Raw genomic sequence first — 25,119 nt, 5'->3', positions numbered from 1 at the left:
TCACGAACTCCTCGCCGCCCAGACGCGCGACCATGTCTCCACTGCGGGTCAGGCGCACGAGCAGCCGGGCCAGCACGCGCAGCACCTGATCGCCGATGGGGTGACCGAAGCGGTCGTTGACGTGCTTGAAGTGATCGGCGTCGAGCACGGCAATCGAGAAAGCCTGCGGACGCCGCCGGGCACCCTGCACGTGACGGCTCAGTACCTGCATGAACCGCCGGCGGTTGGCGACCTTGGTCAGCGCGTCCAGGTGCGCGATGCGCGCAAGTTTGTCGGACTGCCGCAGGGCGTGATCGTTGGCCTGTCGCAGGCGCGCGTTCGAAGCTTCGAGCTCCGCGTTCAGCTGCAACTGCACTTGTGCAGCCTGCCGGGAAAGTTCGAGTTCACGTTCCAGCGACATCAGCTGTGCGCGACGCTGCGCTTCTTCGGTGCGCAGCTTGAGGATCAGGTCGTGATGAAGCCGGAAGTGACGCAGCGCGCGCTCGAAGTCACGCTGCGCTTCGTAGAGCTGCGCGAGTTGTGCGTGTGCCTGTGCAGCTGGATTCTGTTGCCCGGCCTGCTCGGCCACCATCAGGGCCGCGAAAAGATGTTGTTGCGCTTCCTGCGTCTGCCCGAGGGCGGCGCAAGCCCGGCTCAGCTGCAGGTGCGAGGTGGCCATCAGGCTGGCGTCGCCCTGCTGCTGTGCCAGGTTCAGTGCCTGCTGCAGCTGCTCGCGTCCAATCTGCACCTGATTGAGCTGAACGGCGCGCTCTCCGAGGGTGGCGAGCAGGTACGCTTCCCAGCGCAGGTCGCCCCCGCGGCGCACGTCCTGCAGGCTGCTTCGCAAGACGGCCTCGCCGGCTTCGCCTTCGCCCAGCTGCAGCAGGGTGGTGCCCAGATTGAGCTGCGTGATGATCTTGCTGAAGCGCAACCCATGCTGCTCGGCGATGCGCAGGGCGTCTTCCAGAAAGCGGCGGGCGTCGTGGGGCCGCCCGATCTCGTTCATGGTGGCGCCCGAGTCGGCCAGCAGCACCGCCCGCAGGGTCGGCGGCCAGGCAGGATTGAGGCCGCCGACCGCGCGCTCAAGGTGCAACAGGGCCTGCGCGTAGTTGCCCGTCAGGATATGCGCGATGCTCTGCAGGCTGTGGGCGTGCGCGAGGTGCTCGGCCACCCCGGCGCCTTCCGCTGCACTGAGGGCTTCACCGGCCCGCTCCATCAGCAGCGCGGTCTGTCCACTGATCACGGCCAGCCGGGCCAGCAGGCAACGGGCATAAGCCACCAGGCCGTTGTGCGCTGCCTGGGTCGCCTGCCGTAGCGCTTCGCCGATCAACTCGGCCGCCTCGTCCGGCTCGTTCTCGAAGATGACCCACGCGAGCGCCAGACGCGCCCGCGCCTGTGGCACGATCTCTCCTGCCTGCTGCGCGAGGCTGACTGTCACCTCGGCCATCTGCCGTACCCGGCGATCTTCGTGTGCGCTGAGGCGCTCGGTCTCCTGCAAGGCGGTGGCCAGGCGTTCGGACAGTTCCTCGGGGGGAGGGACTGATCGGAGGTCGGAGCTGACGTGTTGCATAACGCTGAGCCCACCCTACGAGAAGGACTATTACGTTTCTGTCACAGCGCTCAAGGCCTTTTTCATGAGTAAATATCAGCACGGTTTCACCGCCCGAACGTCAGGGTGCTTCCTGCACGAGCAGTTCTCCCAGCGCCGCCGCGTGGGCCTGCAGGTCCGCAACCGCGATGGCCTCACGCACGGTGTGTGCCAGCTTTTCGTCGCCCGGCCCCCAGCCGACGGTGGGCCAGCTTGCGGCGTGGGTGTAGCGTCCGTCGGTGGCAAAAGACCACAGCCCGCTCTCGGTGTGAAAGCGCCTGGTGTAAGGCAGCACCTTGGCCACCAGCGGATGGGCGGGATCGGTGGCGAATCCGGGCGTGTTCTTGGCTGTCCACATCGGCGCGACCTCGCCGCTCGCGGGCAGGCCGGCGAGCAACTCTGTCAGGGTGGCGCGCATCTGCTCTTCGCTTTCACTGCCGCGCCAGTCGAGCGTGACGGTGGCGGTGTTGCTGGTAAGGTTTTCGCTGCCCGAATCCGTCACGACTTGCGTGGGGGTCAACGTTGAGCGGCCCACCACCGGATGGGTGGGCAGATCGATGTGCTCCACGCGCCGCAGCAGCTCGCCCAGGGCAAAGAGTGGGTTGTCGGGGAGACGCAGGCTGGCATGGTGCGCCGTGCCGTGCAGCGTGACGTGCACGTGCGCCACGCCACGGTGTCCCAGCATCAGCTGGTTGTTCGAAGGCTCGCCCACGATCACCGCGCCGATCAGGGCGGGCGGATGCGCCACGAGGTAGGCGGCGCCCGCACCCCCCACTTCCTCTTCGGTGACAGCGGCAATCCACACGTCACGCCTCGGGCGCTCTCCCCGTGCGAGCAGGTCGGCCAGCGCGTACGTCTGCGCTGCCAGCGGACCTTTGATATCCACCGCGCCGCGCCCGTAGACGATGCCCTCTTCCAGCACTGCTTCAAACGGCGGGTGCTTCCAGAGGCTCAGATCACCCTCGTGTACGTGGTCCAGGTGGGTCAGCAGCAGCCAGGCATTGCCGGTTTCGCGGCCACGCACCAGCCCCAGGGCGTTGCCGGCCTCGTCCGTGTAGGCTTCGTCGAAGCCGAGCTCGCGCCATTCTTGCCGCACGCGCTCGGCCAGTTCCTGTTCCTGTCCGGGCATGGCGCGCACGCGGATCAGGTCACGCAAAAAATCGGTGGCATTTGGCATGTCGGTTTCATGGTAACGGCACGGCCGCCGGGTCACGGGTACCTTGAAGCATGGACCGTTCAGCTTTTCTGAGGGTCGTGCTGGAAAACCCCGTCAATCGCGAAGTATTGGCCCGCCTGCCTGCCCTGCAACTGCCCCAGGCCCATCTGGTGGCCGGCAGCCTGTTTCAGACGGTCTGGAATTGTCAGACCGGCCGGGCGCCCACCGAGAACATCAAGGACTACGATGTCTTTTATTACGACGGGCGTGATCTGAGCTATGAAGCTGAGGACCTGGCGATTCGTGTGGCGGCCGAACTCTTTGCCGATCTCGGGGTAACGGTCGAGGTCCGCAATCAGGCCCGCGTGCACCTGTGGTCACCTCAGCGTTTTGGCCGCCCGTGCCCACCGCTGCGCTCGGCGCGGCATGGCATCGACCGCTTTCTGATTCTGGCCACCTGCCTGGGCATCGCCCCCCGGCGTGACGGTGAACTGGAGGTGTACGCGCCTCACGGCTTTGTGGACGTGGCACAAGGCGTCCTGCGACCCAATCCGCTCAATGACGTTCCCGAGCTGTTTCAGATCAAGGCGCGCAGCTATCAGGAACGTTGGCCGTGGCTGCGCATTCTGGCCTGAAGCTGGGCCAGGCTTCAGGCCGGACCCGGCGGGTCGGCGGCAGGCAGGCCCATGGCCTCGTTGTAGGCCTGCGAGCCTCCCCGGGGAATCGAGAGCGTCTGCCACTGGCCGCCGCGCAGCAGTTTGGCGAGGTACACGAGCTGGTACACGTGCCCGCTGTAGTGGGCGACCTGCCGCTGAATGGCCGCCAGCACGGTGTGTGCCTCGCCACGAATGGTGATGGTCCGGGCGAGGTCCTCGGGCGCGGTGCGGGCCAGCGCCGTGAAGAAAATTTGCCAGCCTGCTTCCCACAGGGCGAGCAGTTCTGCCCGGGCCAGCCCCGCGTCCTCGAACTCCGCGTCGCGCCTGCGCTGGCCGCTTTCCCCGTCCTCGTCGGGAAAGCGTGCCCAGCGTGAGCGCATGTTGCCGTGCAGGTGCTGTACCAGCACGGCCGCGCTGTTGGACTCCGCTCCTGGCACCGCGTGCAGGTCGTCATCGCTCAGCTGCTGCAGGGCCCCCTCGCCCAGCGCCTTGACGCTGCGCAGGCGCGCCGTCGTCTCGTGTAGAAACAACGCTCCCAAGTCGGTCATGGCCCCACGATACCAGGGCCCACAGCGGCAGGCCGGGGTGCCCGGGCTCAGGCCAGCAGGGCGCGCGCGATGATCAGCTTCTGAATCTCGCTGGTGCCTTCGTAAATGCGCAGCAGCCGCTGGTCGCGGTACCAGCGCTCGATGGGGTACTCCTTGATGTATCCCATGCCGCCCGCGATCTGTACGGCCTTGTCGGCCACCCGTGAGAGCGCCTCGGTGGCGTGCAGCTTGGCGATCGAGGCGTCCTTGCCGACGTTCTTGCCGTTGTCGACCATCCAGGCCACTTTCTGCCACAGGCAGCGGCTGGTCTCCATGTCGACGGCCATCTCGGAGAGCATGAACTGCACGGCCTGGAACTCGGCGATGGGTTTGCCGAACTGCTCGCGCAGCTTGGCATGGTTCACGCTGAGCTCGATCAGGCGCTCCATCGCGCCCGTCGCCCGCGCGGCAATGCCGACCCGGCCGTTGGTCAGGATCTTGAGGGCTTCACGGTAACCGGTGTTCTCCTCGCCCAGCAGCGCCGAGGCGGGCACGGCGCAGTCCTCGAAGATCACCTCGGCTGACAGTGCGCCCTTCTGACCCATCTTGTCGTCGATCTTGCCGACCGTGACGCCGGGCGTGTCCATTTCGACCAGAAAAGCCGAGAGGCCCCGGGGTCCCTGACTTGGGTCGGTGATGGCAATGACCGTGAGCAGACCGGCGATGGGCGCGTTGCTGATGTAGTGCTTGGTGCCGCTGAGCACGTACTCGTTTCCGCGTTTCTCGGCACGTGTGCGGATGTTGGCAGCGTCAGAGCCGCTCGACGGCTCGGTGATGGCAAAACCGGTGATCAGTTCGCCGCTGGCCATGCGCGGCAGGTATCTGCGTTTCTGCTCCTCGTTCCCGAGGGCGAGCAGGCCGGTGGTGCCAATCGAGGCGTGTGCGCTGATCACACCACCAAAGCCCATGTGAGCGTGCCCCAGGGCTTCGTACACGGCGCACTTGGCGACCATGTCGAGTTCCACACCGCCGTACTCCTCGGGAATCGACAGACCGAAGAGGCCCAGCTGAGCCGCCTGGCGCATCAGCGAATCCGGAATGCGGTTGGTTTCCTCGATTTCATGGGCGAGCGGCTCGACGGTGTTGACGGCGAAGTCACGCACCATCTCCTGCATCTGCAGAATTTCGTGGGGCAAGTTGAAGTCCATGGGTTACTCCGGAGTGCCAAAAGGCGGAAGGGGAGAAAAAGGCATGCGAAGGCGGAGCGTGACCGCCGGCCCGTCAGGACCGTTCTTCGAGACCACGCAGAAAGAGGTCGGCATAATTGCGCGCCACGTCCTCGGCGCGCTGGGTACCGCCCGGATTGAACCAGCGGACCATCCAGTTGAGGCACGACAGAATCGCGCGCCCCGTCACAACCGGGTCGATGCCACGAAACTCGCCACTCCGCACCCCTTCGCGCAGCAGTGCACGCAGATGCGCTTCGTAGCGGTCACGCCACAAACTGGCGTCCGGTCCGCGGTCCACCGCCGCTGGATTCCTGATCAGGATCATGGAAAGAAACGCGGCGTGGTTCTCCTCGAAAAACCGGGCGTGCGCGGTCATGAAGTTGGTCAGCCGGGTGCGGGCGCTGCCCGAGGTGGAGTGGTGCACCACGTAACCGAACATGTCCTCGATCGTGCGGTTGCTCAGACGGTTTGAGAGTTCCTCTTTGCTTTTGAAGTAGTGGTAGAGGGTGGCTTTGGAGATGCCGACCGCGTTGGCGATGTCCTGCATCGAGGATGCGTCATAGCCCTTGGCGGCGAACTCGCGCGCGGCAGCCGCCAGAATCTGGGTTTCGCGATTGGCAGGGGAAACTTCTGGGCGGATTCCTACGGACACGGAGTCTCCTTTGGAAGGACACGGCAATCAAACGCGGTGTCATTCGCAACCGACCGGTTGGTAGAGAGGGTTCGCCTCTCTTATACGGTGGAGGCGCCGAGGTCGTCAAGCGCGCTTTCAGAGGAAATGACGAAACCTGGGTATCTGCCTGTACGGACGCTTTCTTTTGGACTCACTTCAAAAATGCTGGACCAAAGCGGTCATCTCATGACCAGCACTTGGCGGCTGATTTGCGAGGGTTCCGAAGCGGGCTTTTCAGAGCGTTGCCTGTTCCGGCAGGGCGAAAAGGAACACGAAGATCAGCCTGGGCAGAGCGGTGAACCTGGGAGAAACAGATTCCTTCTGTGTGAGGTGGCCAGAAGAAAGTGCGTTCTGAGCGCTTTCCAGCCATTTTTGTGCCTCGGTAGCGTTGACACTGGTGCCGCGCTGTGACAGCATGCGATCACAGCAAATTCAGTTCGTGATCTTTGTGGTATCACCCAGGTCGCCTCATCGTTCTTCTCACAGTGCAGCCTACCGACCGGTCGGTATAGGAGGAAAGCATGAAAGGTCTACTTCGCAAGTGCATGTACGGTCTGCTGATCGCCAGCGTGGGCGCAGCGCAGGCGCAACAGGTCGTCAACATCGGTTTCAGCGGTCCCCTCTCGGGTGGCGCCGCGTTCTACGGTCAGAATGTCCAGAGTGGCATCGACATGGCCATCAAGGAAATCAACAAGGCCGGCGGTGTCAAGGTCGGCAACGAGAAGGTCACCTTCAACCTCGTTTCGCTTGACGACAAATACCTGCCCAATGAGACGGCCACCAACACACGTCGTCTGCTGCAGCAGAACAACGCCCCGTTCGTGTTCATTCCGCACGCCGGCGGTATCCTGACGGTGCAGGGCTTCAACCAGCGCAACCCTGAGTTCCTGGTGGTCGCCTACAGCTCCGAGCCCAAGATCGTCGAGTCGGGCAACAAGCTGACCTTCATGCTGCCGCCCCTGTACACCATGTACCACGAGCCGTTCGTGAAGACCACCATGCAGGCGCACGGCAAGAAATTGGGCGTCATTCCAACCACCTCGGCCTACGGCAAGGCCTGGACGGACACCCTGACCGCCGAGTGGAAAAAGCAGGGCGGCACCGTGGGCGCCAACAACGGCGTCGATTACAACACCACCACCGACTACTCGGCGGCCGTGACCAAGACCCTCGCCGAGAAGCCCGACGTGCTGTTCATCGGCGGTCCGTCGCAGCCCACCGCGCTGGTGATCAAGGCCGCGCGCGAGCAGGGCTTCAAGGGCGGCTTCATCGTGATGGATCAGGCCAAGTTCGAGGAAATGGACCAGATCGTGCCCGTGAGCCAGATGGAAGGCGCCGTGGGCGTGCTGCCGCTGCGTGACTTCCGTGGTCCTGCCGCCCAGAAGTTCGTGGCCGCCTACCGCGCCCAATACAAAAAAGAGCCCACCTCGGAAATGGCCCTCAACTACATGGGCGTGCACGCCCTCGCCAAGGCCATGGAACTGGCCGGCACCACCAAGGACGTCGCCGCGATCCGTGCCAAGCTGCCCGACGCCCTCAAGGCCATGCCCAAGGACAAGAACGTCTACAACTCCACCGGGGTCGACGAGAGCGGCCACATGATCGCCCAGCGCATCATGGGCCAGGTCAAGGGTGGACGCATCACCCAGCTGACCTCGACGCAACGCTAAGCCCGAACAACAAGAACCCCGCCCTGGCTGCGGGGTTCTTGTTTTAAGACGTATACCCCGCTGGAGACTCGCATGACGCTCTTTTTGCAACAACTCTTCAATGGCATCGCGCTGGGTAGTGTGTACAGCCTTGTCGCACTGGGCCTGACCCTGGTCTTCGGCGTGCTCAAGATTCCCAACTTCGCGCACGGCGCCCTGTACATGGCGGGTGCCTACGTCACCTACGCGCTGCTGACCATTGTGGGCATTCCGTACCTGCTCGCCATCGCCATCGCCGCCCTGGTACTGGCCCTCATGGGCGTCGTGCTGGAGCGCCTGGTCTTTCACCCGCTGCGTGACCGTTCGCACGTGCAGGCCATGATCGCCGCCATCGGCGTGCTGTTTTTTCTGGAAGCCTCGGCGCAAAAACTCTTTGGCGCGGAATTTCGCATGATGCCCACGCCTTACGGCGGCGTGGTCAACCTGATGGGTGTGACCGTCACCACCCAGCGTCTGCTGGTGATCGGCGCGTCACTGCTGGTGATGATCGTGCTGTTCTTGTTTCTCAAGCGTACCGTGACTGGCGCGACCATCGAGGCGATGGCGCAGAATCGCGCGGGGGCGCAGCTGGTCGGTATCAACACCAACCGCGTCAGCATGCTGACCTTTGCGATCAGCGCTGCTCTGGCCGCAATCGCCGCCGCCTTGATCGCGCCCATCGCGCTGGTGTCACCCACCATGGGCGAGGTCATCAATACCAAAGTCTTCGCGATCATCATCCTGGGCGGCATGGGAAGCATTCCCGGCGCCATCGTGGGCGGCTTCCTGCTGGCCCTGGTGGAGACCTTCACCACCGCTTACATCAACGCGGATTTCGCCGACATCATCGGTTTCGCCGTGCTGGTGATCGTCCTCGCCATTCGCCCCACCGGGCTCTTCTCGAAGGGAACCTGACATGCGCCCTGGAGTCGTCATTACCGCACTGGCGCTGTTCGCCGCGCTCCTCATTCCCGTGATCACCAAGAACGGCTACTACCTCGACGTGCTGATCATGGCCTTCATCTGGTCGATTGCCGCGAGCGGACTGAACGTCCTGCTGGGCTACACCGGCCTGCTCTCGCTGGCGCACGCCGCCTTCTTCGGAATCGGCGCGTACACGGTGGGCATCCTGATGCTCAAGCACGGCTGGTCCTTCTGGCTGGCCTGGCCCACCGCTACGGCCTTGACCACCGTGCTGGGCTTTTTGCTGGGTCTCGTGGCCTTTCGCACCCGTGGGGACGCCTTTGCCATCTTTACCCTGGCCGTCGGCGTAATCGTCACGCAGGTCATCGCTCGCTGGGAACACCTGACCGGTGGGCGTGACGGACTGAACGGTGTCCCACAGCCTGGCAAGGTCGGCCCGATCGACTTCAGCGAGCAAAGCGTTTTCTATTACCTCGCCCTGGGCGCGCTCGTCGCGACGCTCTACGTGATCTACTCCGTCGTGAAGGCTCCCGTTGGCCGGGCCTTCGTGGCGGTGCGCAGCAACGAGGACCTCGCGCGCGCCAGCGGGATCGACACCTTCGCGCACAAGCAGCGCGCCCTGATGCTCTCCACGGCCATTGCAGGTCTGGCGGGCGGTCTGTACGCCACCTACCTGGGCTTTCTCGGCCCGGCCGCTTCCGCAGTGACGGTCACCTTCACCCTGCTGCTCTACGTGATCGTGGGGGGCGCCGCGACCCTGGCAGGCCCCGTGATCGGCGCGTTTCTGCTGGTTGTGCTCGCGCAGCTGCTGCAGGCCTCGCAGGAGTACCAGCACCTGATTCTCGGGCCCTTGCTGGTGGTGCTGGTGCTGTTCTTCCCACACGGCCTGATGGGCCTGTGGCAGAAGGCCACGCGGCGCTTCAACCGGCCCGCTCCCGCTCCCGCCGTCATCGCGACTTCCCAGGAGGCCGAACGTGCTCAGCGTTGAAAACCTCGGTATTCAGTTCGGTGGCCTCAAAGCCGTCTCTGGCGTGAACTACAGCGTCACGCCCGGCGCGGTGAACGCCGTCATCGGCCCCAACGGCGCCGGAAAAAGTACCTTCTTCAACCTCATCAGCGGGTTTTACCAGCCCACGTCGGGGCGAATCACCTTCGGTGGTGAAGACGTCACGCGCATGCCCGCCCACAAGATGGCCACCCGGGGTGTAGCGCGCACTTTCCAGACCACCAGCCTCTTCAAGGAACTGCCCATTCTCGACAATGTCTTGCAGGGTCACCGTCTGCGCATGCGCAGCGGCATCTGGGACGCCATTCTGCGCACGCCCCGCCTCCGGAGCGAGGAGCGCGAGGCCCGCGAACGGGCAGCCTTCGCGCTCGACTTCGTGGGTCTCAGCCCGCGTGATCCCCGGCCCGTCGGCATGCTCACGCAGGAAGCGCAGAAGCGCGTCTCGATCGCCATTGCCCTGGCGACCGACCCCAAGCTGGTGCTGCTCGACGAACCGGCGGCGGGCATCAATCCTGACGAGACCGAAGGGCTGGTGCGTCTGATTCGTAAAATGGTCGATCAGGGCTACACCGTGTGCCTGATCGAACACAAGATGAACATGATCATGAACATCTCGGACCACATCATGGTGCTGCACCACGGCCAGAAGATCGCCGAGGGCGCGCCGCGGGAAATTCAGGGTAACCCGGCCGTGATCGAGGCGTACCTGGGAGGTGGGCACCGTGCATAACAGCGCGCAGAACGGCGGGCAGACCGGCTCCTCCGGCCAGGGAGCCCTGCAGGTTCAGGACGTGACCGTGCGCTACGGGGAGTTCGTGGCCCTGCGCAATGTCAGCCTGACCGTGAATCCCGGCGAAATTGTGGTGCTGCTGGGGGCCAACGGTGCGGGCAAGAGCACCCTGTTCCGTACCATCAGCGGTCTGCAGCGACCCGTGAGTGGCACCATCAGCTATAACGGCGAGAACATCACGGGCCGCGACGCCGCCGAGGTGATCGGGCGCGGCGTCGCGCAATGCGCCGAGGGGCGCATGCTGTTTCCCGAACTCAGCATTCAGAAGAACCTGATTCTGGGCGCCTTCATTCACCGCCGTGACAAAAATGGAGTGAACCGCGGGCTGGAGGAAGTGTACGAGCTCTTCCCGATTCTGCGTGACAAGCGTCACGATGCGGCGGGCAGCATGAGCGGCGGCCAGCAGCAGATGCTCGCCATCGGGCGGGCCCTGATGGCCCGGCCGCAGCTGCTGCTGCTCGACGAGCCCAGCCTGGGCCTGGCACCCCTGGTGGTCGAGCAGGTGCTCGAGGTCACGAGGCGCATCAACGCGACGGGCACCAGCGTGCTGCTGGCCGAGCAGAACGCCTACGCGGCCCTGCAGATCGCGCACCGGGGCTACGTGATGGAAAACGGCGCGCTGACGCTCGAGGGCAGCCAGGCGGCCCTGCTTGGCAACGACGCCGTGCGTAGCGCCTACATCGGCGTCTGAGCAAAGGGCACGCCGCCGGTGTGCCCTTTCCCCTTGAGGGGCAATATCCGCCTGCTTTCTCTGCTTTGCCCTGGGACCAGTGCTGTCCTCGCAATTGAACCGAGTCCAAAGTCACATTTTCCAAAGTCACGCTGTCATTTCGTGAGTCATTTCGTGGAGGTTCTGATGTCGGAAATGGTGCTTTACGAGAAACACGGCCCGGTCGCCGTGCTCACCATCAACAATCCGCCCGTCAACGTGTTCAGCCCCGGTGTACCCGAAGGCATCAAGGCCGGGCTCGAGCGCGGCAACGCCGACCCTGAAGTCAAAGCCTTCGTGCTGATCGGCGGTGGGCGCAGCTTTATCGCCGGAGCGGACGTGAAGACCTTCAACCTTCCGCGCGAGCAGCAGCCCGACATGCGCGGCACCATCGCCAAGCTCGAGGCCAACCCCAAACCCGTCGTGGCGGCCATGCACGGCAACGCCCTCGGGGGCGGTCTGGAAGTCGCCATGGGCTGCCACTACCGCGTCGCCAGCCGCGCGCTGAAAGTCGGCCAGCCCGAGGTGAAGCTCGGCGTGATTCCGGGCGCGGGCGGCACCCAGCGCCTGCCGCGCGTGATTCCGCTGCAAGAAGCGCTCACCATGATCGTGACCGGCAACCCCATCAGCGCCGAAAAAGCCCATGAGTTCGGCCTGATTGACGAACTGATCGAAGGGGACCTGCTGGAGGGCGCCGTGCAGTTCGCTCAGCGGGCAGGGGAGAGCGGGGAACTGCCCAAGATCCGTGACCGCGATGTCAAGCTCGACATTCCCGCGCACATGTTCTTCAACGTCGCCACCGAGCGCGTCAGGAAGGAAGCGCGCGGTCTGATTGCCCCCCTGTTGTGCCTGGAGGCCGTCAAGGGCGCGGTGGAACTGCCCTTCGATGAGGGCCTTCAGCGCGAGGGAGAACTCTTTTTGCAGGCGCAGCGCTCTGACCAGTCCAGGGGGCTGCGGCACATCTTTTTTGCAGAACGTGAAGCCGCCAAGATCAACGGCGTCGACAGGAGCGTGAAGCCCCGCGAAATCAGGTCGGCGGGGGTGCTGGGCGCGGGCACCATGGGCGGCGGCATCGCCATGAACTTCGCCAACGCCGGGATTCCCGTCACCATCTACGAGGCGAACGCCGAGAATCTGGAACGCGGTCTGGCGACCATCCGCAGGAACTACGAGAACACCGCCAAAAAGGGCCGCCTCACGCTGGAGCAGGTCGAAGAGCGCATGGCGCTCATTCGCGGCACCCTCAGCTTCGAGGACCTGGCGGACGCCGACTACGTAATCGAGGCCGTCTTCGAGGACATGAACGTCAAACGCGAGGTATTCGGGCGGCTTGACGCCGTCTGCAAGCCCGGCGCGATCCTGGCGAGCAACACCTCGACCCTCGACGTGAACGAGATCGCGCGCGCCACCTCAAGGCCCGAGCAGGTGCTGGGTATGCACTTCTTCAGTCCGGCGAACGTCATGAAGCTGCTCGAAATCGTGCGGCCCGACAAGGTGGATGACCAGACGCTCGTCACCAGCGTGCAGCTCGCCAAGACCCTCGGGAAGGTCGGGGTGGTCGTCGGGGTCTGCGACGGCTTCGTGGGCAACCGCATGATCAACCAGTACGGCCGTGAAGCGCAGCAGATGGTCGAGGAGGGTGCCAGCCCCCGTCAGGTGGACGACGCCATGCACGCCCTGGGCCTTCCGATGGGCCCCTTCGAGATGAGCGACATGGCCGGGCTCGACATCGGCTACGCCATCCGCCAGCGGCAGGCGCAGGAAGCCGGGCGCGAAAAGAGTGACACCTTTATGGACCGCATCGTCGAGGCGGGCCGCAAGGGTCAGAAGACCGGCGCGGGCGTGTACAGCTACGCGAACGGCCGCACGCCCGAAGTTGATCCGGTCGCCGAGCAGATCATTCAGGATTCCCGCGCCGAGAAAGGCGTGGAGCCGCGCGAACTGACGCAGGAAGAAATCACCAAGCGCCTGGTGTACCAGCTGGTCAACGAGGGCGCCAAGATCCTCGAGGAAGGCATCGCGCAGCGCGCCAGCGACATCGACGTGATCTACGTGTACGGCTACGGCTTTCCCGCAAGTCGGGGCGGCCCGATGCACTACGCCGAGACGGTCGGCCTGGAGAACGTGCTCGCCGACATCAAAGAGTTCCACGAGCAGCACGGCGACACCTGGAAACCGGCCCCGCTGCTGGAACGTCTGGTGAGGGAAGGCAAGACCTTTCGGGACGCGCTCAGCGCCCAGCCGTCAGCGGTCAGCTGAACCCGGACCTCACCCTTTATTCGCCCTCTTTTTGCTGACTGCTGAAAGCTGAATGCTGACAGCCCCAGGAGTTTTTATGCGCGAAGCCGTCATTGTCTCCACTGCCCGCACCCCCATCGGCAAGGCCTACCGGGGCGCCTTTAACAATACCCACGGCGCCATTCTCGGCGCGCACGCCGTCCGGCACGCCGTAGAGCGCGCGGGCGTCCACCCCGACGAGGTCGAGGACGTCATCTTCGGCTGCGGCATGCCCGAAGGGGCCACCGGGCAGAACATCGCCCGTCAGATCGCCATTCGTGCGGGTCTCCCTATGACGACCTCCGGCACGACCGTCAACCGTTTCTGCTCGTCGGGCCTGCAGGCGATTGCCATGGCCGCCCAGCACGTCATGGTGGACGGCGCACCCGTGATGGTCGCGGGGGGCCTCGAGTCGATCAGCCTGGTGCAAAACGAGCACCAGAACAAGCACAAGATGTTCGAGGAATGGTTGGTGCGCAACAAGCCCCAGGTCTACTACCCGATGATCCGCACCGCCGAGATTGTCGCGGAACGCTACGGCATCTCCCGCGAGGTGCAGGACGCCTACGCGCTGGAAAGCCAGCGCCGCACCGCCGCCGCACAGGCCAATGGGCGTTTTAATGACGAAATCGTGCCGCTCACCACCCAGAAGATCGTGGCCGACAAGGCGACCGGTGAGACCCGCGAGGAAGAGGTCACCCTGACGCGTGATGAGGGCCCGCGCGCCGAGACCACCCTGGAAGGCCTGGCGGGTCTCAAGACCGTCAACGACGGCGGCGTGATCACCGCCGGAAACGCCAGCCAGCTCTCGGACGGCGCCTCGGCGGTCGTGGTGATGGACAGCGACGTGGCGCGTGACCGCGGCATTCAACCGCTCGGCGTGTTCCGTGGTTTCGCGATTGCCGGCCTGGAGCCCGACGAGATGGGCATCGGACCGGTGTACGCAGTGCCGAAGCTGCTGGGGCGTCACGGGCTCACGGTCGACGACATCGGCTTGTGGGAACTCAACGAAGCCTTCGCGGTGCAGGTGGTGTACTGCATGAACGAACTGGGCATTCCGCACGAGCGCCTCAACGTGAACGGCGGCGCCATCTCGGTCGGGCACCCCTACGGCATGAGCGGCGCGCGTCTCACCGGGCACGCCCTGATCGAGGCCAAGCGGCGCGGCGAGAAGTACGCGGTCGTCACCATGTGCGTCGGTGGCGGCATGGGCGCCGCCGGACTCTTCGAGATCGTCTGAGGACCGCATGCCTGCCTTTGTCAACCGGCGAGACATCCAGTTCATGCTCTACGAGCTGCTCGGCGCCCAGACCCTCCCCGAGCGTGAACTCTACGAGGATCACTCGCGTGAAACCTTCGACGACGCCATCAACCTCGCCTACAACCTTGCCGAAAAGTACTTCGCGCCGCACAACCGCGAAGCCGACCTGAACGAACCGCACGTCGTGGACGGCAAGGTGCAGATCATTGCGCCGGTGAAAGAAGCCCTGGAAGCCTTCCGCCAGGCGGGCTTCTTCTCGGCGCACCACCGCTACGACCTGGGGGGGCTGCAGCTGCCCTCGGTCGTCTCGCAGGTGTGCCATGCCTGCTTTCAAGCTGCCAACATCGGCACGAGCGCCTACCCCTTCCTGACCATCGGGAACGCCAACCTGCTGGAGGTGTTCGGCAGCGACGAGCAGAAGGCGAAGTACCTGCCGCACCTGCTGTCGGGGCGCTTTTACGGCACCATGGCCCTCAGCGAACCGCAGGCGGGCAGCGGCCTCGCAGACATCCTCACGACCGCCACGCCCCGGGAGGACGGTACCTACAGCCTCAGCGGTACCAAGATGTGGATCTCGGCCGGCGAGCACGAACTGTCCGAGAACATCGTCCACCTGGTGCTGGCGCGCATCAAGGGGGCGCCGAAGGGGGTGAAGGGCATCTCGCTCTTTATCGTGCCGCGCTTCCGGGTGAACGAGGACGGCAGCGTCGGGGAGCACAACGACGTGAACCTCGGCGGGCTGCTGCACAAGATGGGGTACCGCGGCACGACCAGCACCGTGCTGAACTTCGGCGAAAACGGGAACTGCCTCGGCGAACTCGTCGGTGAGCCCCATAAGGGCCTGATGTACATGTTCCACATGATGAACGGCGCCCGCATCGGCGTCGGCATGGGCGCCACCATGCTGGGGTACGCCGGGTACCTCTACTCGCTGGAGTACGCCCAGGGCCGCCCCCAGGGGAGAAAGGCGGGCAACAAGGACCCTCACTCGGAACCCGTCATGATTATCGAGCACCCCGACGTCAAGCGCATGCTGCTGATGCAGAAGGCCTACGTCGAGGGCGCCTTTGCCCTGGGCCTGCAGTGCGCCTTGCTGGAAGACGACCAGCTGACCCACCTGGACGAGGCAAAACGTCAGGAAGCCGCTCTGCTGCTCGACATCCTGACGCCGATCGTGAAGGCCTGGCCGAGCGAGTACTGTCTGGAGGCCAACAAGCAGGCCATTCAGATTCTCGGCGGCTACGGCTACACCCGCGAGTACCCGGTCGAGCAGTATTACCGCGACAACCGCCTGAACCCCATTCACGAGGGCACCAACGGCATTCAGGCCCTCGACCTGCTGGGGCGCAAGGTCATCATGGGGGGCGGAGCGGCCTTCACGCTGCTGTCACGCGAAATCGAAGAGGCCATCAATCAGGCCCGCGAGCACGAAGCGACCGCTGCCTGGGCGGCCGAGCTCGAAGACACCTTGCGGCTGGTGCAGCAGACCACCCAGGAACTGGCTGAAGGGGCCGCGCGGGTCGGTGCGGACCTGTTTCTCGCCAACGCGCACGCCTACCTGGAGATGTTCGGACACACGGTCATCGCCTGGATGTGGCTGCGGCAGGCCGTCGTGGCCGCGCGCGCCCTGGAGGGCGCCAAAGAAGCCGACCGGAATTTCTACCAGGGCAAACTCGCGGCCGCGCGCTTCTTTTTCGTGTGGGAGCTGCCCAAAACGCGTCACCAGGGCCAGATTCTGCGCGCCTTTGACCGCACGACCACCGACATGCAGGCCGGGTGGTTCGCGTGACGACTTTCGGGTTCGGTCTCAGCTTCGGGGCGCCGAAGTTCGTGGACCTCGGTGGACGCCGCCTCGCCTACGACGAAGTTACGCCCCAGAATCCTCAGGGGACCCTGCTGCTGCTCTCCGGGCTGGGGTCCAAGCGCTTCGGGTGGGGGCGGCAGCTGCCCGTCTTCGGCCAGCACTACCGCACCATCGCGATGGATCACCGTGACGTGGGCGACAGCGACCCTTTCGAGGAACCCTACACCATGCACGACCAGGCCGATGACGCCGCGGCGCTGCTGCGCGCACTGGGCGTGGAGGGCGCGCACGTGGCGGGCATCAGCATGGGCGGCATGGTCGCCCTGAACCTCGCGCAGCGTCACCCGCAGCTGGTGCGCAGCCTGATTCTGGTGGCCACCTCGGCGGGCGGCAGAACCCACGTGGGCCCCACAGCGGAGGCCGCGGCCGTCCTGCGCCCCGACCCCGGCCAGGAGATCGGTGAGCGCGCCCAGAACACCTACCGCATCATCTGCCGCCCCGGCCACTTCGATTCGCGGCCCGAGGAAGCCGAGCTGGTCGCGCAGCTCGCGCGCTACAAACCCATGAGGTCGGCGGCCTACCTGCGCCAGTACGAGGCGGCGAGAGGGCACGACGTCACCACGCACCTGCAGGACATCCGGGCGCCCAGCCTGGTGATTCACGGTGACCTCGATCCACTGGTGCCGGTGGGCAACGGCCGAATGCTCGCACAGCGCCTTCCGGGCGCGCGCCTCCACGAGTACCCCGGCATCGGGCACATGCCGATCATGGAATGCCCCGACGAATTCAACCGCGACGTGCTGGAGTTTCTCGGCACGCTCGATGACCAGAGCAAGGAGAACGCATGAGCGTCAAAGACCTGATGAACCTTTCCGGCCGGGTGGCCATCGTGACGGGCGGCTCGCGCGGCCTGGGTTTGCAGATCGCCGAGGCTCTCGGGGAACTCGGCGCGAAAATCGCCATCACGGCCCGTAAGGCGGATGAACTTGAAGAAGCGCGCACCCACCTTGAAGGGCAGGGCGTCGAGGTGCTCACCGTTCCCTCCGACCTCTCGAAACCCGAAACCGCCCAGGAAATTGTGCGGCAGGTGATGGAGCGCTGGGGTCAGATCGACATTCTGGTGAACAATGCCGGGGCCACCTGGGGCGCGCCCGCCGAGGAGCACCCGCTGGAGGCCTGGCACAAGGTGCTGGGCCTCAACCTCACCGGAGCCTTTCTGCTGACGCAGGCCGTGGGCGTGGCCTCCATGATTCCGCGCCGCACGGGGCGCATCATCAATGTCGCCTCCGTCGCGGGCCTCAAGGGCAACAGCCCGCGCATGATGGGCACCCTGGCCTACAACACCTCCAAGGGCGGCATGGTCAACATGACCCGCGCCCTGGCGAGCGAGTGGGCCAAGTACGACATCACCGTGAACGCCATCTGCCCCGGCTACTTCCCCACCAAGATGACGCGCGGCACGCTGGAGTACGGCGAGCAGATCATCAAGGAAGCCACCCCCCTCGGGCGCGTCGGTGGTCCGGAGGACCTCAAGGGTCTCGCGGCCCTGCTGGCCTCCGACGCGAGCGCCTTCATGACCGGTCAGGCGATTGCGGTCGACGGAGGCGTCACGGCCATATGACCAGGCCGGTTGCCCACGTGCGTGAGAAACCCATGCCCGAACGGGTGGGCCGCCCCATCCTCCGGCGAAGGCTAAGGGCTGGGCGGGCACGATGAGTGCCCTGGAAAATCTGCGCGCCCGCCTGGGGCAGGAACTCGGGGTGAGTGACTGGGTGAGCGTTTCGCAGGAGATGGTGAACCAGTTCGCGGACGCCACCGGAGACCACCAGTTCATTCACGTGGACCCCGAACGCGCCGCGCAGACACCCTTTGGCGGGCCCATCGCGCACGGTTTCCTGACGCTCTCGCTGCTGGCCGGGCACCTGTCCGGCGGGCGCGGCGAAGCCCTCAATCTCGGTGGGCGCATGACCGTCAACTACGGCCTGAACCGCGTGCGCTTCGTGAGCCCTGTCCCGGTGGGTTCGCGGCTGCGAACCCACGCCGAGTTGCTGCAGCTCGAAGACGGCCCGGACGGGCAGTGGGTGCAGGTCACCACCAGACAGACCGTTGAGATCGAGGGCGCGCCCAAGCCCGCCCTGATCGCCGAGACCATCTTCCGTACCTATTTTTAGATATGATTCAGCACTTTCCAGAAAACAATGAGCTTATATGGCTCTTCGAATCGGAGCCCGAAGTATTCGATCCTCGAAATTCATGGCCCTACGACACCCTAACATTTCGCACGCGCCGAGACGATATTGATGTTTTATGCGAAATGAAGCCTTATCGTGGAAAAATCGTGATTCGACTTTATGTAGGTGAACATGAAGTAGTGTGTTTGGAGCTTTATAGAGTCACCGGTGTTTTCGTGAATTCGGAATTAAAACAAGAATCACTCGTGGTTTGGTTTGAAAAAAGCAAGGAACTACAAGACTTAGAGCTGGTCTTGAAGCCTCAAATAAAAATAAAGTGGGGAAGTACGTTGTGAAGCAACAAGAAAGGATTTGATTATGAATTTTGATTTTAGTTCGAAAGTGCAGGACCTGCGCACGCGTCTGCTGGCCTTCATGGACGAGTACGTCTACCCCAACGAGGAAACCTTCGCGCGGCAGGTCGCCGAGGGCGAGCGCTGGGAGCACGTTCAGATCATTGAGGACCTCAAGCCCAGGGCCCGTGAGGCGGGTTTGTGGAACCTCTTCCTGCCGCCCAGCAGCAGCGACGGCAAGTACGGTGCGGGCCTCACCAACCTGGAGTACGCGCCCCTGTGCGAGATCATGGGCCGCGTGCAGTGGGCCCCGGAAGTGTTCAACTGCAACGCGCCCGATACCGGCAACATGGAAACCATCGCGCGCTACGGCACGCCCGAGCATCACCGTCAGTGGCTTGAACCGCTGCTGGAAGGTCAGATCCGCAGCGGTTTCGCGATGACCGAGCCCGCCGTGGCCTCGAGCGACGCCACCAACATCCAGGCCAGCATCGAACGCGACGGCGACGAGTACGTCATCAATGCGCGCAAGTGGTGGACTTCCGGAGCGGGCGATCCGCGCTGCAAGATCCTGATCTTCATGGGCAAGACCGATAGGAGCGCTCCCCCGCACCAGCAGCAGAGCATGGTCCTGGTGCCGATGGACACCCCCGGCGTGCGCGTAGAGCGCATGATGCACGTCTTCGGTTATGACGACGCGCCGCACGGTCACGCCGAGATCACCTTCACCGACGTGCGGGTGCCCGTGAGCAACATCCTGCTGGGTGAAGGGCGCGGTTTCGAGATCGCGCAGGGACGCCTCGGCCCCGGGCGCATTCACCACTGCATGCGCCTGATCGGCCTGGCGGAGCGCGCCCTGGAGGCCATGTGCCGCCGGGCCGAGTCGCGGGTGGCGTTCGGCAAGAACATCAGCGCTCACGGCACGGTGCGCGCCGCGATCGCCGAGTCACGCATGGAGATCGAGCAGGCGCGCCTGCTGGTCCTGAAGGCCGCGCACATGATGGACACCGTCGGCAACAAGGCCGCGCGCAGCGAAATCGCCATGATCAAGGTCGTGGCGCCCAACGTGGCCTGCCGGGTCATCGACCGCGCCATTCAGGTGCACGGCGCCGCGGGCGTCTCGCAGGACACCTTCCTGGCCCATGCCTACGCGTCCGCGCGCACCCTGCGCCTGGCGGACGGTCCGGACGAGGTGCACGCCGAGACGGTCGCCAAGCAGGAACTGCGCAAGTACCAGGCGCGGAGCGAGCAGGGCCCCCTGCCGGTCACGGTGCCGAACGGGGGAGTGGGCGCGTGAAGCTGCCGGGCAAGGTTGTGGTCGTCACGGGCGCCGCTTCCGGCATTGGCCTCGCCCTCGCCGGGCGCTTCGTCGCTGAAGGCGCCACGGTGATCGCCTCGGACCTGAACGCCGAGAAGGGCACCGGGAAAGCGCAGGAGATCGGCGCACGGTTTGTCGCGGCGAACGTCGCTCGGGAAGAAGACGTCGCGAACCTCGTGCAGGACGTCCTGAACACCGAGGGCCGTATCGACCTGTTCGTCTCGAACGCGGGCATCGCGGTGGACGGCGGCGCGGACGCGACCAACAAGCACTGGCAGCTGATCTACGACGTGAACGTCATGAGCCACGTGTACGCGGCGCGCCACGTGCTGCCCCACATGCGCTCACGCGGTGAAGGCTACCTGCTGAGCACTGCGAGTGCGGCGGGCCTGCTGACCGAGGTGCATTCCGCTCCCTACGCCGTGACCAAGCACGCCGCCCTAGCCTTCGCGGAGTGGCTCTCGATCGCGCACCACGACGAGGGCATCCGCGTGAGCTGCCTGTGTCCCGAAGGGGTCTGGACCCCGATGGTGGAGAACGCGAGGAGCCTGCAGAAAACCGCCATTCAGCCCTCGGAGGTCGCCGAGGCGGTGGTGCGGGCGCTCGACGAGGAGCGCTTTCTGATCCTGACGCACCCGACGACCCTGCCGGCCTTTCAGGCCAAGGCGCAGGATTACGAGAACTGGCTTGGCTGGATGCGCAGGCACCGCAAAAAGGCCATGGCGCTGCAGGAGTCACTGGAAGGGCAGGAAGCGCGGGCATGACCGGTGAGGGCGTGACGGGCGACACGGCCCCCATCCGGCCCGGCGAGGAGCTCGAACTCGACAAGCTGCGTGAGTATCTGCGTGGCCGGCTGGACGCCGACGTAGACGCCCTCACGGTCGAGCAGTTTCCGGGCGGGCACTCCAACCTGACCTACCTGGTGCGCCTGGGCGGGCAGGAATTCGTGCTGCGCCGCGCGCCGATGGGCCCTGTGGCGCCCAAGGCGCACGACATGATCCGCGAGTACCGCGTGCTGGAGCGCATTCACCCGCTCTTCGCAGCGGCGCCCAAGGTGGCGCTGCTCTGCGAGGACGCGGGCGTGCTGGGCGTGCCCTTCTACCTGATGGAGCGCCGGGTGGGGGTGATCCTGCGCGATCAGGTGCCACCCGAATATGCGGAGATGTCGGATCTGGGCGGGCAAGCCAGCCGCGCCCTGATCGACGGCCTGGCGCAGCTGCACGCCGTCGACATCGTGGCGAGCGGCCTGATCGACATCGGCAAGCCCAAGGGCTTTCTGACCCGGCAGGTCGAAGGCTGGGCGACGCGCTGGAACGGCTCGAAGGTCGAGGAACTGCCCGACATGGAGCGCGTGATCGCCTGGCTGCGTGACACCATGCCACAGGCTCAGCCACCGACGATCGTGCACAACGACTACAAGCTCGACAACGTGATGCTGGCCCCGCATGACCCCGGGCGCATCGTGGGCGTGCTCGACTGGGAGATGACGACCGTGGGCGACCCGCTGGTCGACCTCGGTCTGTCGCTGTGCTACTGGCAGCAGCGCAGCGGCCCTTTCGGGGCGCACGGAGGCGCAGGCTGGTACTCGCGCGAGGCCTTCATCGAGCGCTACGCGCAGCAAAGCGGCCGGGACGTGACGCGGGTGGCGTGGTACGAGGTGCTGGGGGCCTTCAAGCTCGCGGTGATCCTGCAGCAGATCTTCTACCGCTTTCACAAGGGGCAGACGCAAGATCCCCGCTTCGCGAAGCTCGACGCCGAAGTCGCCTCCCTGGTGCGGGTGGCCGCGCAGCGCACCCGGCAGGCCGACGCGGAGGGCGTTTGAGTACCCTCACGCTGGTGCGCCACGGTCAGGCCACGCCCTTCAAGGCGGACACCGACCGCCTGTCCCCCCTGGGAGAGCGGCAGGCCCGCGCCCTGGCGCGGTATTTCCTGAAACGCGAGGTGCAGTTCAGCGAAGCCTACAGCGGCACCCTCGTGCGCCAGCGGCGCACCGCCGAGGTGGTCGCGGCGGTGTACCGCGAGGCGGGGCAGGATTTTCCGGAGATCCGCACCGACGACCGGTTGCGCGAGTACGACGCGGAGAGCATCATGCGCGACCTGGCGCCGCAGCTGGCGCGCGAACATTCCGAGTTCGGCGTCCTGCTGCGTGACAGCCAGAACTACCGCAACACCCCGGAGCGCAACCGTTATTTTCAGCGCATGCTCGAGGCCCTGATGCAGCATTGGCTGGGGGCGAGCGAGATTCCGGCGGGTGTGGAGTCCTGGGGCGCTTTTTCTTCCCGGACCCGGGCGGCCTTTTCCGAGATTCTGCGCGCGCCCGGTACCGGGCGGCGGGTGGTGGTGTTCACCTCGGGCGGCGTGATCGGCACGGCGGTGCAACTCGCCCTGAAAGCCCCGGACCAGTCGGCGTTCGCGCTGAACTGGCGGGTGAAGAACGCCTCGCGCACCGAATTCACCTTTAGCAGCGGGCGTTTCTCGCTCGACGCCTTCAACGTGACGGGCCACCTGGAAGCAGAGGGGCTGGAAAGTTACCGCTGAGCTTTCCTGTTTCAACGGGCCGTTGCGGCCCCGCTGGGCCTGAGGGTGGTCGGAAGCATGACAAACGTCCCAGACCGCATGAAGGGTCACGGTGGCTTGCGTGGCCGTTGCTAGAGTACCTGTATGCGGTCCCTCGTGCTCGTCGGTCATGGCTCTCACCTCAACTCGGACTCTGCCGCGGCCGTCTACCATTATGCCGAGCTGCTGCGCGGGCAGCAGGTGTTCGACGAGGTAATCGAAGGATACTGGAAAGAAGAACCTTCTCTGCGCCAGGTGCTGCGCACGGTGTCCTACACCGACGTTACGGTCATTCCGATGTTCATCTCGGAAGGCTACTTCACCGAGACGGTCATTCCGCGTGAACTGGGCCTGGGACACCAGGGACCGGTGCCGGCACACGGGGTCGCGCGGGTGATCGGCGGCCGCACCGTGCGTTATACGCTGCCGTACGGTGTGCATCCCGCCATGAGTGAGGTCATTCTGGAGCGGGCGCGCGAAGCCTGCCCCGATCTCGACGGTTCGGACACCGCCCTGGTGATCATCGGGCACGGAACCACCCGCAACAGCAACTCGAGCCGGGTGGTGTACCAGAACGCCGACCGGATTCGTGAGCAGGGTCTCTTCGCCGAGGTGCACGCCCTCTTTCTGGACGAAAATCCCCGTCTGTCCACCTGGCCTGCCGTGGTGCAGGCGGAGCGGGTGGCGATGGTCCCGTTCTTTGCGTCGGAAGGCTGGCACACCCTCGAGACGATTCCCGAGGAACTGGGTCTGACCGGCAGCGTCAGTCGGCTGGAAGGCCGCACGGTGTATTACGCCAAGCCGACCGGTACCCACCCCAGGGTGGCCGACGTAGTGGTGCAGCTGGCGCACGAGGCAGGTGGCGCCTCGTTCGACGATGGTGAGCGTGACGCTTCGCACCTCGAAGCCTGGACGGCCTTTCTGGCACTGGCCGAGCGGGGCCTGCGTTTCGGCGAGGTCATGGTCACTCCACATGCCGGGCTGTACGAGGTGCGTCACGCCCTGGACGAAGGGCGCGAGCTGCTCGAGACCTTTGTGAACCCGGAAGGCCTGCGTGACCGGGTGCGTCTCGACGAGCGCGGCGAACACCGTCCGGTGCATACCCTGCGCAACCTGCCTCGCGGCTGGCGGGGTGTGTTCGACAAAACGGACCTGCCGCGGGCCATGCACTATCTCTACCCGGCCGTGGTGGAGGAGAGTTACTCGTGCAGCAGGCACGCGCTGCATACCACGCCGTGGGTCACGACCGCTCGGCGTCAGACCGGCATCTATGCCAAGGTGGCGCAGGCGCCCATCGAGCTCGTCATGCGCACCTCGCGTGACGTGTGCGGCGCCTGTCTCAAGACCCGCCTGTGGGCCGGGGACAAGCTGGATAAAACATTCTTTGACGGTGTGCCGGGCGCCATTCCCTGTCCTGAAGCCTGCACGCTGCTGGTTGCCGAAGTGCGCGAAGCCATGAGCCACAAAGGCAAGAGCGGCCCGCATCACCACGACGAGTGATGCGGGCGGTGTGAATTCGGGCACTGCTCGCTGAGCGTTTCTGAGGAAATCTCACCCAGCCGAAGATTCGGCTTCAGGGTACGCTCGCTACACTTTCGTCGTGCGCCTACTTCCACGCGCAGCGGCTGGACAGCCTTTCTGGGCCTCGACATGCTGCGCGGGGTGGTCAACGATTTGGGTTGTGGGCAGGGCGGCTTGGCCTGGCGGGCGCGCATTCCCGGCTGGGACGTGGGCGGCAAGACCGGTACCAGCAACGATGTCAAGGACCTGTGGTTCGCGGGCGTGACGCCGGGCATGGCGGGCGCAGTGTGGGCAGGCAGGAAGGGGGCGCGATGCCGGAGAACGCTTACAGCGGCGACATTGCCGCGCCGGTCTGGCAGCAGGCCGTCGCCGGCGCCCTCGCGGACCGCGCGCCGCAGGCTTTTCAGGCTCCCGACGGCGTGGTCTTTGGGCAGGCCGGAGGGGCCTAGATGGCTTTCCGGGAAACGGACGTGTTGCGTTACGGCGCGCAGCGTGACACACCGGACAGTGGGCGTGACACGCCGTGGAACGCCGCGCCGGAATCCGGCCCCCAGGAGGCGGCTCCCCGGAGCCTGATGGCTGGTTTTCTGCCCTGGAGCCCCAGTGGGACGAGACTCCAGCGCCGCAAGAGGGCTCGCCGTACTCCTGGGAGCAGCCGATGCGCCCGGGGTGGTCGGTGCCCGAGGCCGCCCCCGAAGAGTGCCAGGAAAACCGCAGTCCGCGCCGTCCGTGGCGACAGCCCTATGACCCGTCTTCCTTCGAAGCACCTCGTACCTGAGCTGATACCAACTTGCGTTGACGACCGGGTGAAGTGAAGAAGTCAATGCCGAACGGAGTGAGTGAACTCGACCATCAGGCTGCGGCAATAAAGGAGCATCTGGGAGTTGTTCTCAGGTGCTCCGAAATGAACGCAAGTTCGTACGGCTGGTCTGC

General features: G+C 65.1%; 25 protein-coding genes (1 of these 25 cut by a window edge). 19 read left to right on the top strand and 6 right to left on the bottom strand.

Annotated elements, in window-relative coordinates; translation table 11 throughout:
* Window positions 1-1,549 carry the 5' portion of a GGDEF domain-containing protein gene (locus DEIPE_RS05945; RefSeq protein WP_015235079.1) on the bottom strand. It extends 224 nt beyond the left edge of the window, so 1,549 of the gene's 1,773 nt are visible here — the first part of the coding sequence; it begins with the start codon at window positions 1,547-1,549; its stop codon lies beyond the left edge, outside the window.
* Window positions 1,550-1,649: 100 nt separating this feature from the next.
* Window positions 1,650-2,744, bottom strand: a complete 1,095-nt coding sequence (locus DEIPE_RS05940) for a M20 family metallopeptidase (protein WP_157448780.1) — start codon at window positions 2,742-2,744, stop codon at window positions 1,650-1,652.
* 50 nt (window positions 2,745-2,794) lie between these two features.
* Here DEIPE_RS05940 and DEIPE_RS05935 point away from each other — a divergent pair, with 50 nt between their 5' ends.
* The gene (locus DEIPE_RS05935; protein ID WP_015235077.1) at window positions 2,795-3,358 is read left to right on the top strand and encodes a nucleotidyltransferase family protein; all 564 of its coding nucleotides are present in this window, start codon (window positions 2,795-2,797) and stop codon (window positions 3,356-3,358) included.
* Window positions 3,359-3,372: 14 nt separating this feature from the next.
* Here DEIPE_RS05935 and DEIPE_RS05930 read toward each other — a convergent pair whose 3' ends face one another.
* From DEIPE_RS05930 to DEIPE_RS05915, 4 genes are all read right to left on the bottom strand, one after another.
* Window positions 3,373-3,927, bottom strand: a complete 555-nt coding sequence (locus tag DEIPE_RS05930; protein ID WP_015235076.1) for a DUF1572 family protein — start codon at window positions 3,925-3,927, stop codon at window positions 3,373-3,375.
* A gap of 47 nt (window positions 3,928-3,974) precedes the next feature.
* A complete protein-coding gene (locus DEIPE_RS05925) occupies window positions 3,975-5,114 on the bottom strand; it encodes an acyl-CoA dehydrogenase family protein (RefSeq protein WP_015235075.1) in 1,140 nt (379 codons plus the stop codon).
* A gap of 73 nt (window positions 5,115-5,187) precedes the next feature.
* Window positions 5,188-5,787 carry a TetR/AcrR family transcriptional regulator gene (locus DEIPE_RS05920; protein WP_015235074.1) on the bottom strand — a complete coding sequence of 200 codons (600 nt, stop codon included), beginning with the start codon at window positions 5,785-5,787 and terminating at the stop codon, window positions 5,188-5,190.
* Between the two features lie 255 nt (window positions 5,788-6,042).
* Entirely contained in the window at window positions 6,043-6,225 is a 183-nt protein-coding gene (locus tag DEIPE_RS05915) for a hypothetical protein (RefSeq protein ID WP_015235073.1), read from the bottom strand.
* Window positions 6,226-6,329: 104 nt separating this feature from the next.
* Between DEIPE_RS05915 and DEIPE_RS05910 the strand changes: the two genes are divergently transcribed.
* From DEIPE_RS05910 to DEIPE_RS25460, 18 genes are all read left to right on the top strand, one after another.
* The gene (locus tag DEIPE_RS05910) at window positions 6,330-7,478 is read left to right on the top strand and encodes an ABC transporter substrate-binding protein (protein ID WP_015235072.1); all 1,149 of its coding nucleotides are present in this window, start codon (window positions 6,330-6,332) and stop codon (window positions 7,476-7,478) included.
* A gap of 72 nt (window positions 7,479-7,550) precedes the next feature.
* Window positions 7,551-8,411: a branched-chain amino acid ABC transporter permease gene (locus DEIPE_RS05905; RefSeq protein ID WP_015235071.1), complete on the top strand. Its 861-nt coding sequence runs from the start codon at window positions 7,551-7,553 to the stop codon at window positions 8,409-8,411.
* A 1-nt stretch (window position 8,412) separates the two neighbouring features.
* Window positions 8,413-9,408, top strand: a complete 996-nt coding sequence (locus DEIPE_RS05900; RefSeq protein WP_015235070.1) for a branched-chain amino acid ABC transporter permease — start codon at window positions 8,413-8,415, stop codon at window positions 9,406-9,408.
* Window positions 9,395-10,156 (top strand): ABC transporter ATP-binding protein, encoded by a 762-nt coding sequence (locus DEIPE_RS05895; protein ID WP_015235069.1) that lies wholly within the window; start codon window positions 9,395-9,397, stop codon window positions 10,154-10,156. The genes DEIPE_RS05900 and DEIPE_RS05895 overlap by 14 nt, the downstream gene beginning before the upstream one ends.
* A complete protein-coding gene (locus DEIPE_RS05890; RefSeq protein WP_015235068.1) occupies window positions 10,149-10,907 on the top strand; it encodes an ABC transporter ATP-binding protein in 759 nt (252 codons plus the stop codon). Before DEIPE_RS05895 ends, DEIPE_RS05890 begins: the two co-directional genes overlap by 8 nt.
* 165 nt (window positions 10,908-11,072) lie before the next feature.
* Entirely contained in the window at window positions 11,073-13,184 is a 2,112-nt protein-coding gene (locus DEIPE_RS05885; protein WP_015235067.1) for a 3-hydroxyacyl-CoA dehydrogenase NAD-binding domain-containing protein, read from the top strand.
* Between the two features lie 76 nt (window positions 13,185-13,260).
* Window positions 13,261-14,442, top strand: a complete 1,182-nt coding sequence (locus DEIPE_RS05880) for an acetyl-CoA C-acyltransferase (protein WP_015235066.1) — start codon at window positions 13,261-13,263, stop codon at window positions 14,440-14,442.
* Window positions 14,443-14,449: 7 nt separating this feature from the next.
* Window positions 14,450-16,252: an acyl-CoA dehydrogenase gene (locus DEIPE_RS05875; protein ID WP_015235065.1), complete on the top strand. Its 1,803-nt coding sequence runs from the start codon at window positions 14,450-14,452 to the stop codon at window positions 16,250-16,252.
* Entirely contained in the window at window positions 16,249-17,115 is an 867-nt protein-coding gene (locus DEIPE_RS05870; protein WP_015235064.1) for an alpha/beta fold hydrolase, read from the top strand. Before DEIPE_RS05875 ends, DEIPE_RS05870 begins: the two co-directional genes overlap by 4 nt.
* Window positions 17,112-17,888: an SDR family oxidoreductase gene (locus DEIPE_RS05865; RefSeq protein ID WP_015235063.1), complete on the top strand. Its 777-nt coding sequence runs from the start codon at window positions 17,112-17,114 to the stop codon at window positions 17,886-17,888. Before DEIPE_RS05870 ends, DEIPE_RS05865 begins: the two co-directional genes overlap by 4 nt.
* A gap of 91 nt (window positions 17,889-17,979) precedes the next feature.
* Entirely contained in the window at window positions 17,980-18,438 is a 459-nt protein-coding gene (locus tag DEIPE_RS05860) for a MaoC family dehydratase (protein ID WP_015235062.1), read from the top strand.
* Window positions 18,439-18,440: 2 nt separating this feature from the next.
* Complete coding sequence (locus DEIPE_RS23810) at window positions 18,441-18,794, top strand: hypothetical protein (protein ID WP_157448778.1); 354 nt, start codon at window positions 18,441-18,443, stop codon at window positions 18,792-18,794.
* A 22-nt stretch (window positions 18,795-18,816) separates the two neighbouring features.
* A complete protein-coding gene (locus DEIPE_RS05855) occupies window positions 18,817-20,088 on the top strand; it encodes an acyl-CoA dehydrogenase family protein (protein ID WP_015235061.1) in 1,272 nt (423 codons plus the stop codon).
* Complete coding sequence (locus DEIPE_RS05850; protein WP_015235060.1) at window positions 20,085-20,873, top strand: SDR family oxidoreductase; 789 nt, start codon at window positions 20,085-20,087, stop codon at window positions 20,871-20,873. Before DEIPE_RS05855 ends, DEIPE_RS05850 begins: the two co-directional genes overlap by 4 nt.
* Window positions 20,870-21,931, top strand: coding sequence for a phosphotransferase family protein (locus tag DEIPE_RS05845; protein ID WP_015235059.1), 1,062 nt, complete (start codon window positions 20,870-20,872; stop codon window positions 21,929-21,931). The genes DEIPE_RS05850 and DEIPE_RS05845 overlap by 4 nt, the downstream gene beginning before the upstream one ends.
* On the top strand, window positions 21,928-22,647 hold the full coding sequence (locus DEIPE_RS05840) for a histidine phosphatase family protein (protein ID WP_015235058.1): 720 nt from the start codon (window positions 21,928-21,930) through the stop codon (window positions 22,645-22,647). Before DEIPE_RS05845 ends, DEIPE_RS05840 begins: the two co-directional genes overlap by 4 nt.
* A gap of 123 nt (window positions 22,648-22,770) precedes the next feature.
* Window positions 22,771-24,165: a DR2241 family protein gene (locus tag DEIPE_RS05835; RefSeq protein WP_015235057.1), complete on the top strand. Its 1,395-nt coding sequence runs from the start codon at window positions 22,771-22,773 to the stop codon at window positions 24,163-24,165.
* 332 nt (window positions 24,166-24,497) lie between these two features.
* Window positions 24,498-24,635 carry a hypothetical protein gene (locus DEIPE_RS25460; protein ID WP_425387703.1) on the top strand — a complete coding sequence of 46 codons (138 nt, stop codon included), beginning with the start codon at window positions 24,498-24,500 and terminating at the stop codon, window positions 24,633-24,635.
* The last annotated feature ends 484 nt before the right edge of the window (window positions 24,636-25,119 follow it).

The sequence above is a fragment of the Deinococcus peraridilitoris DSM 19664 genome (assembly GCF_000317835.1).
Classification (GTDB): domain Bacteria; phylum Deinococcota; class Deinococci; order Deinococcales; family Deinococcaceae; genus Deinococcus_A; species Deinococcus_A peraridilitoris.
This window is presented reverse-complemented; position numbering and strand designations above follow the sequence as displayed.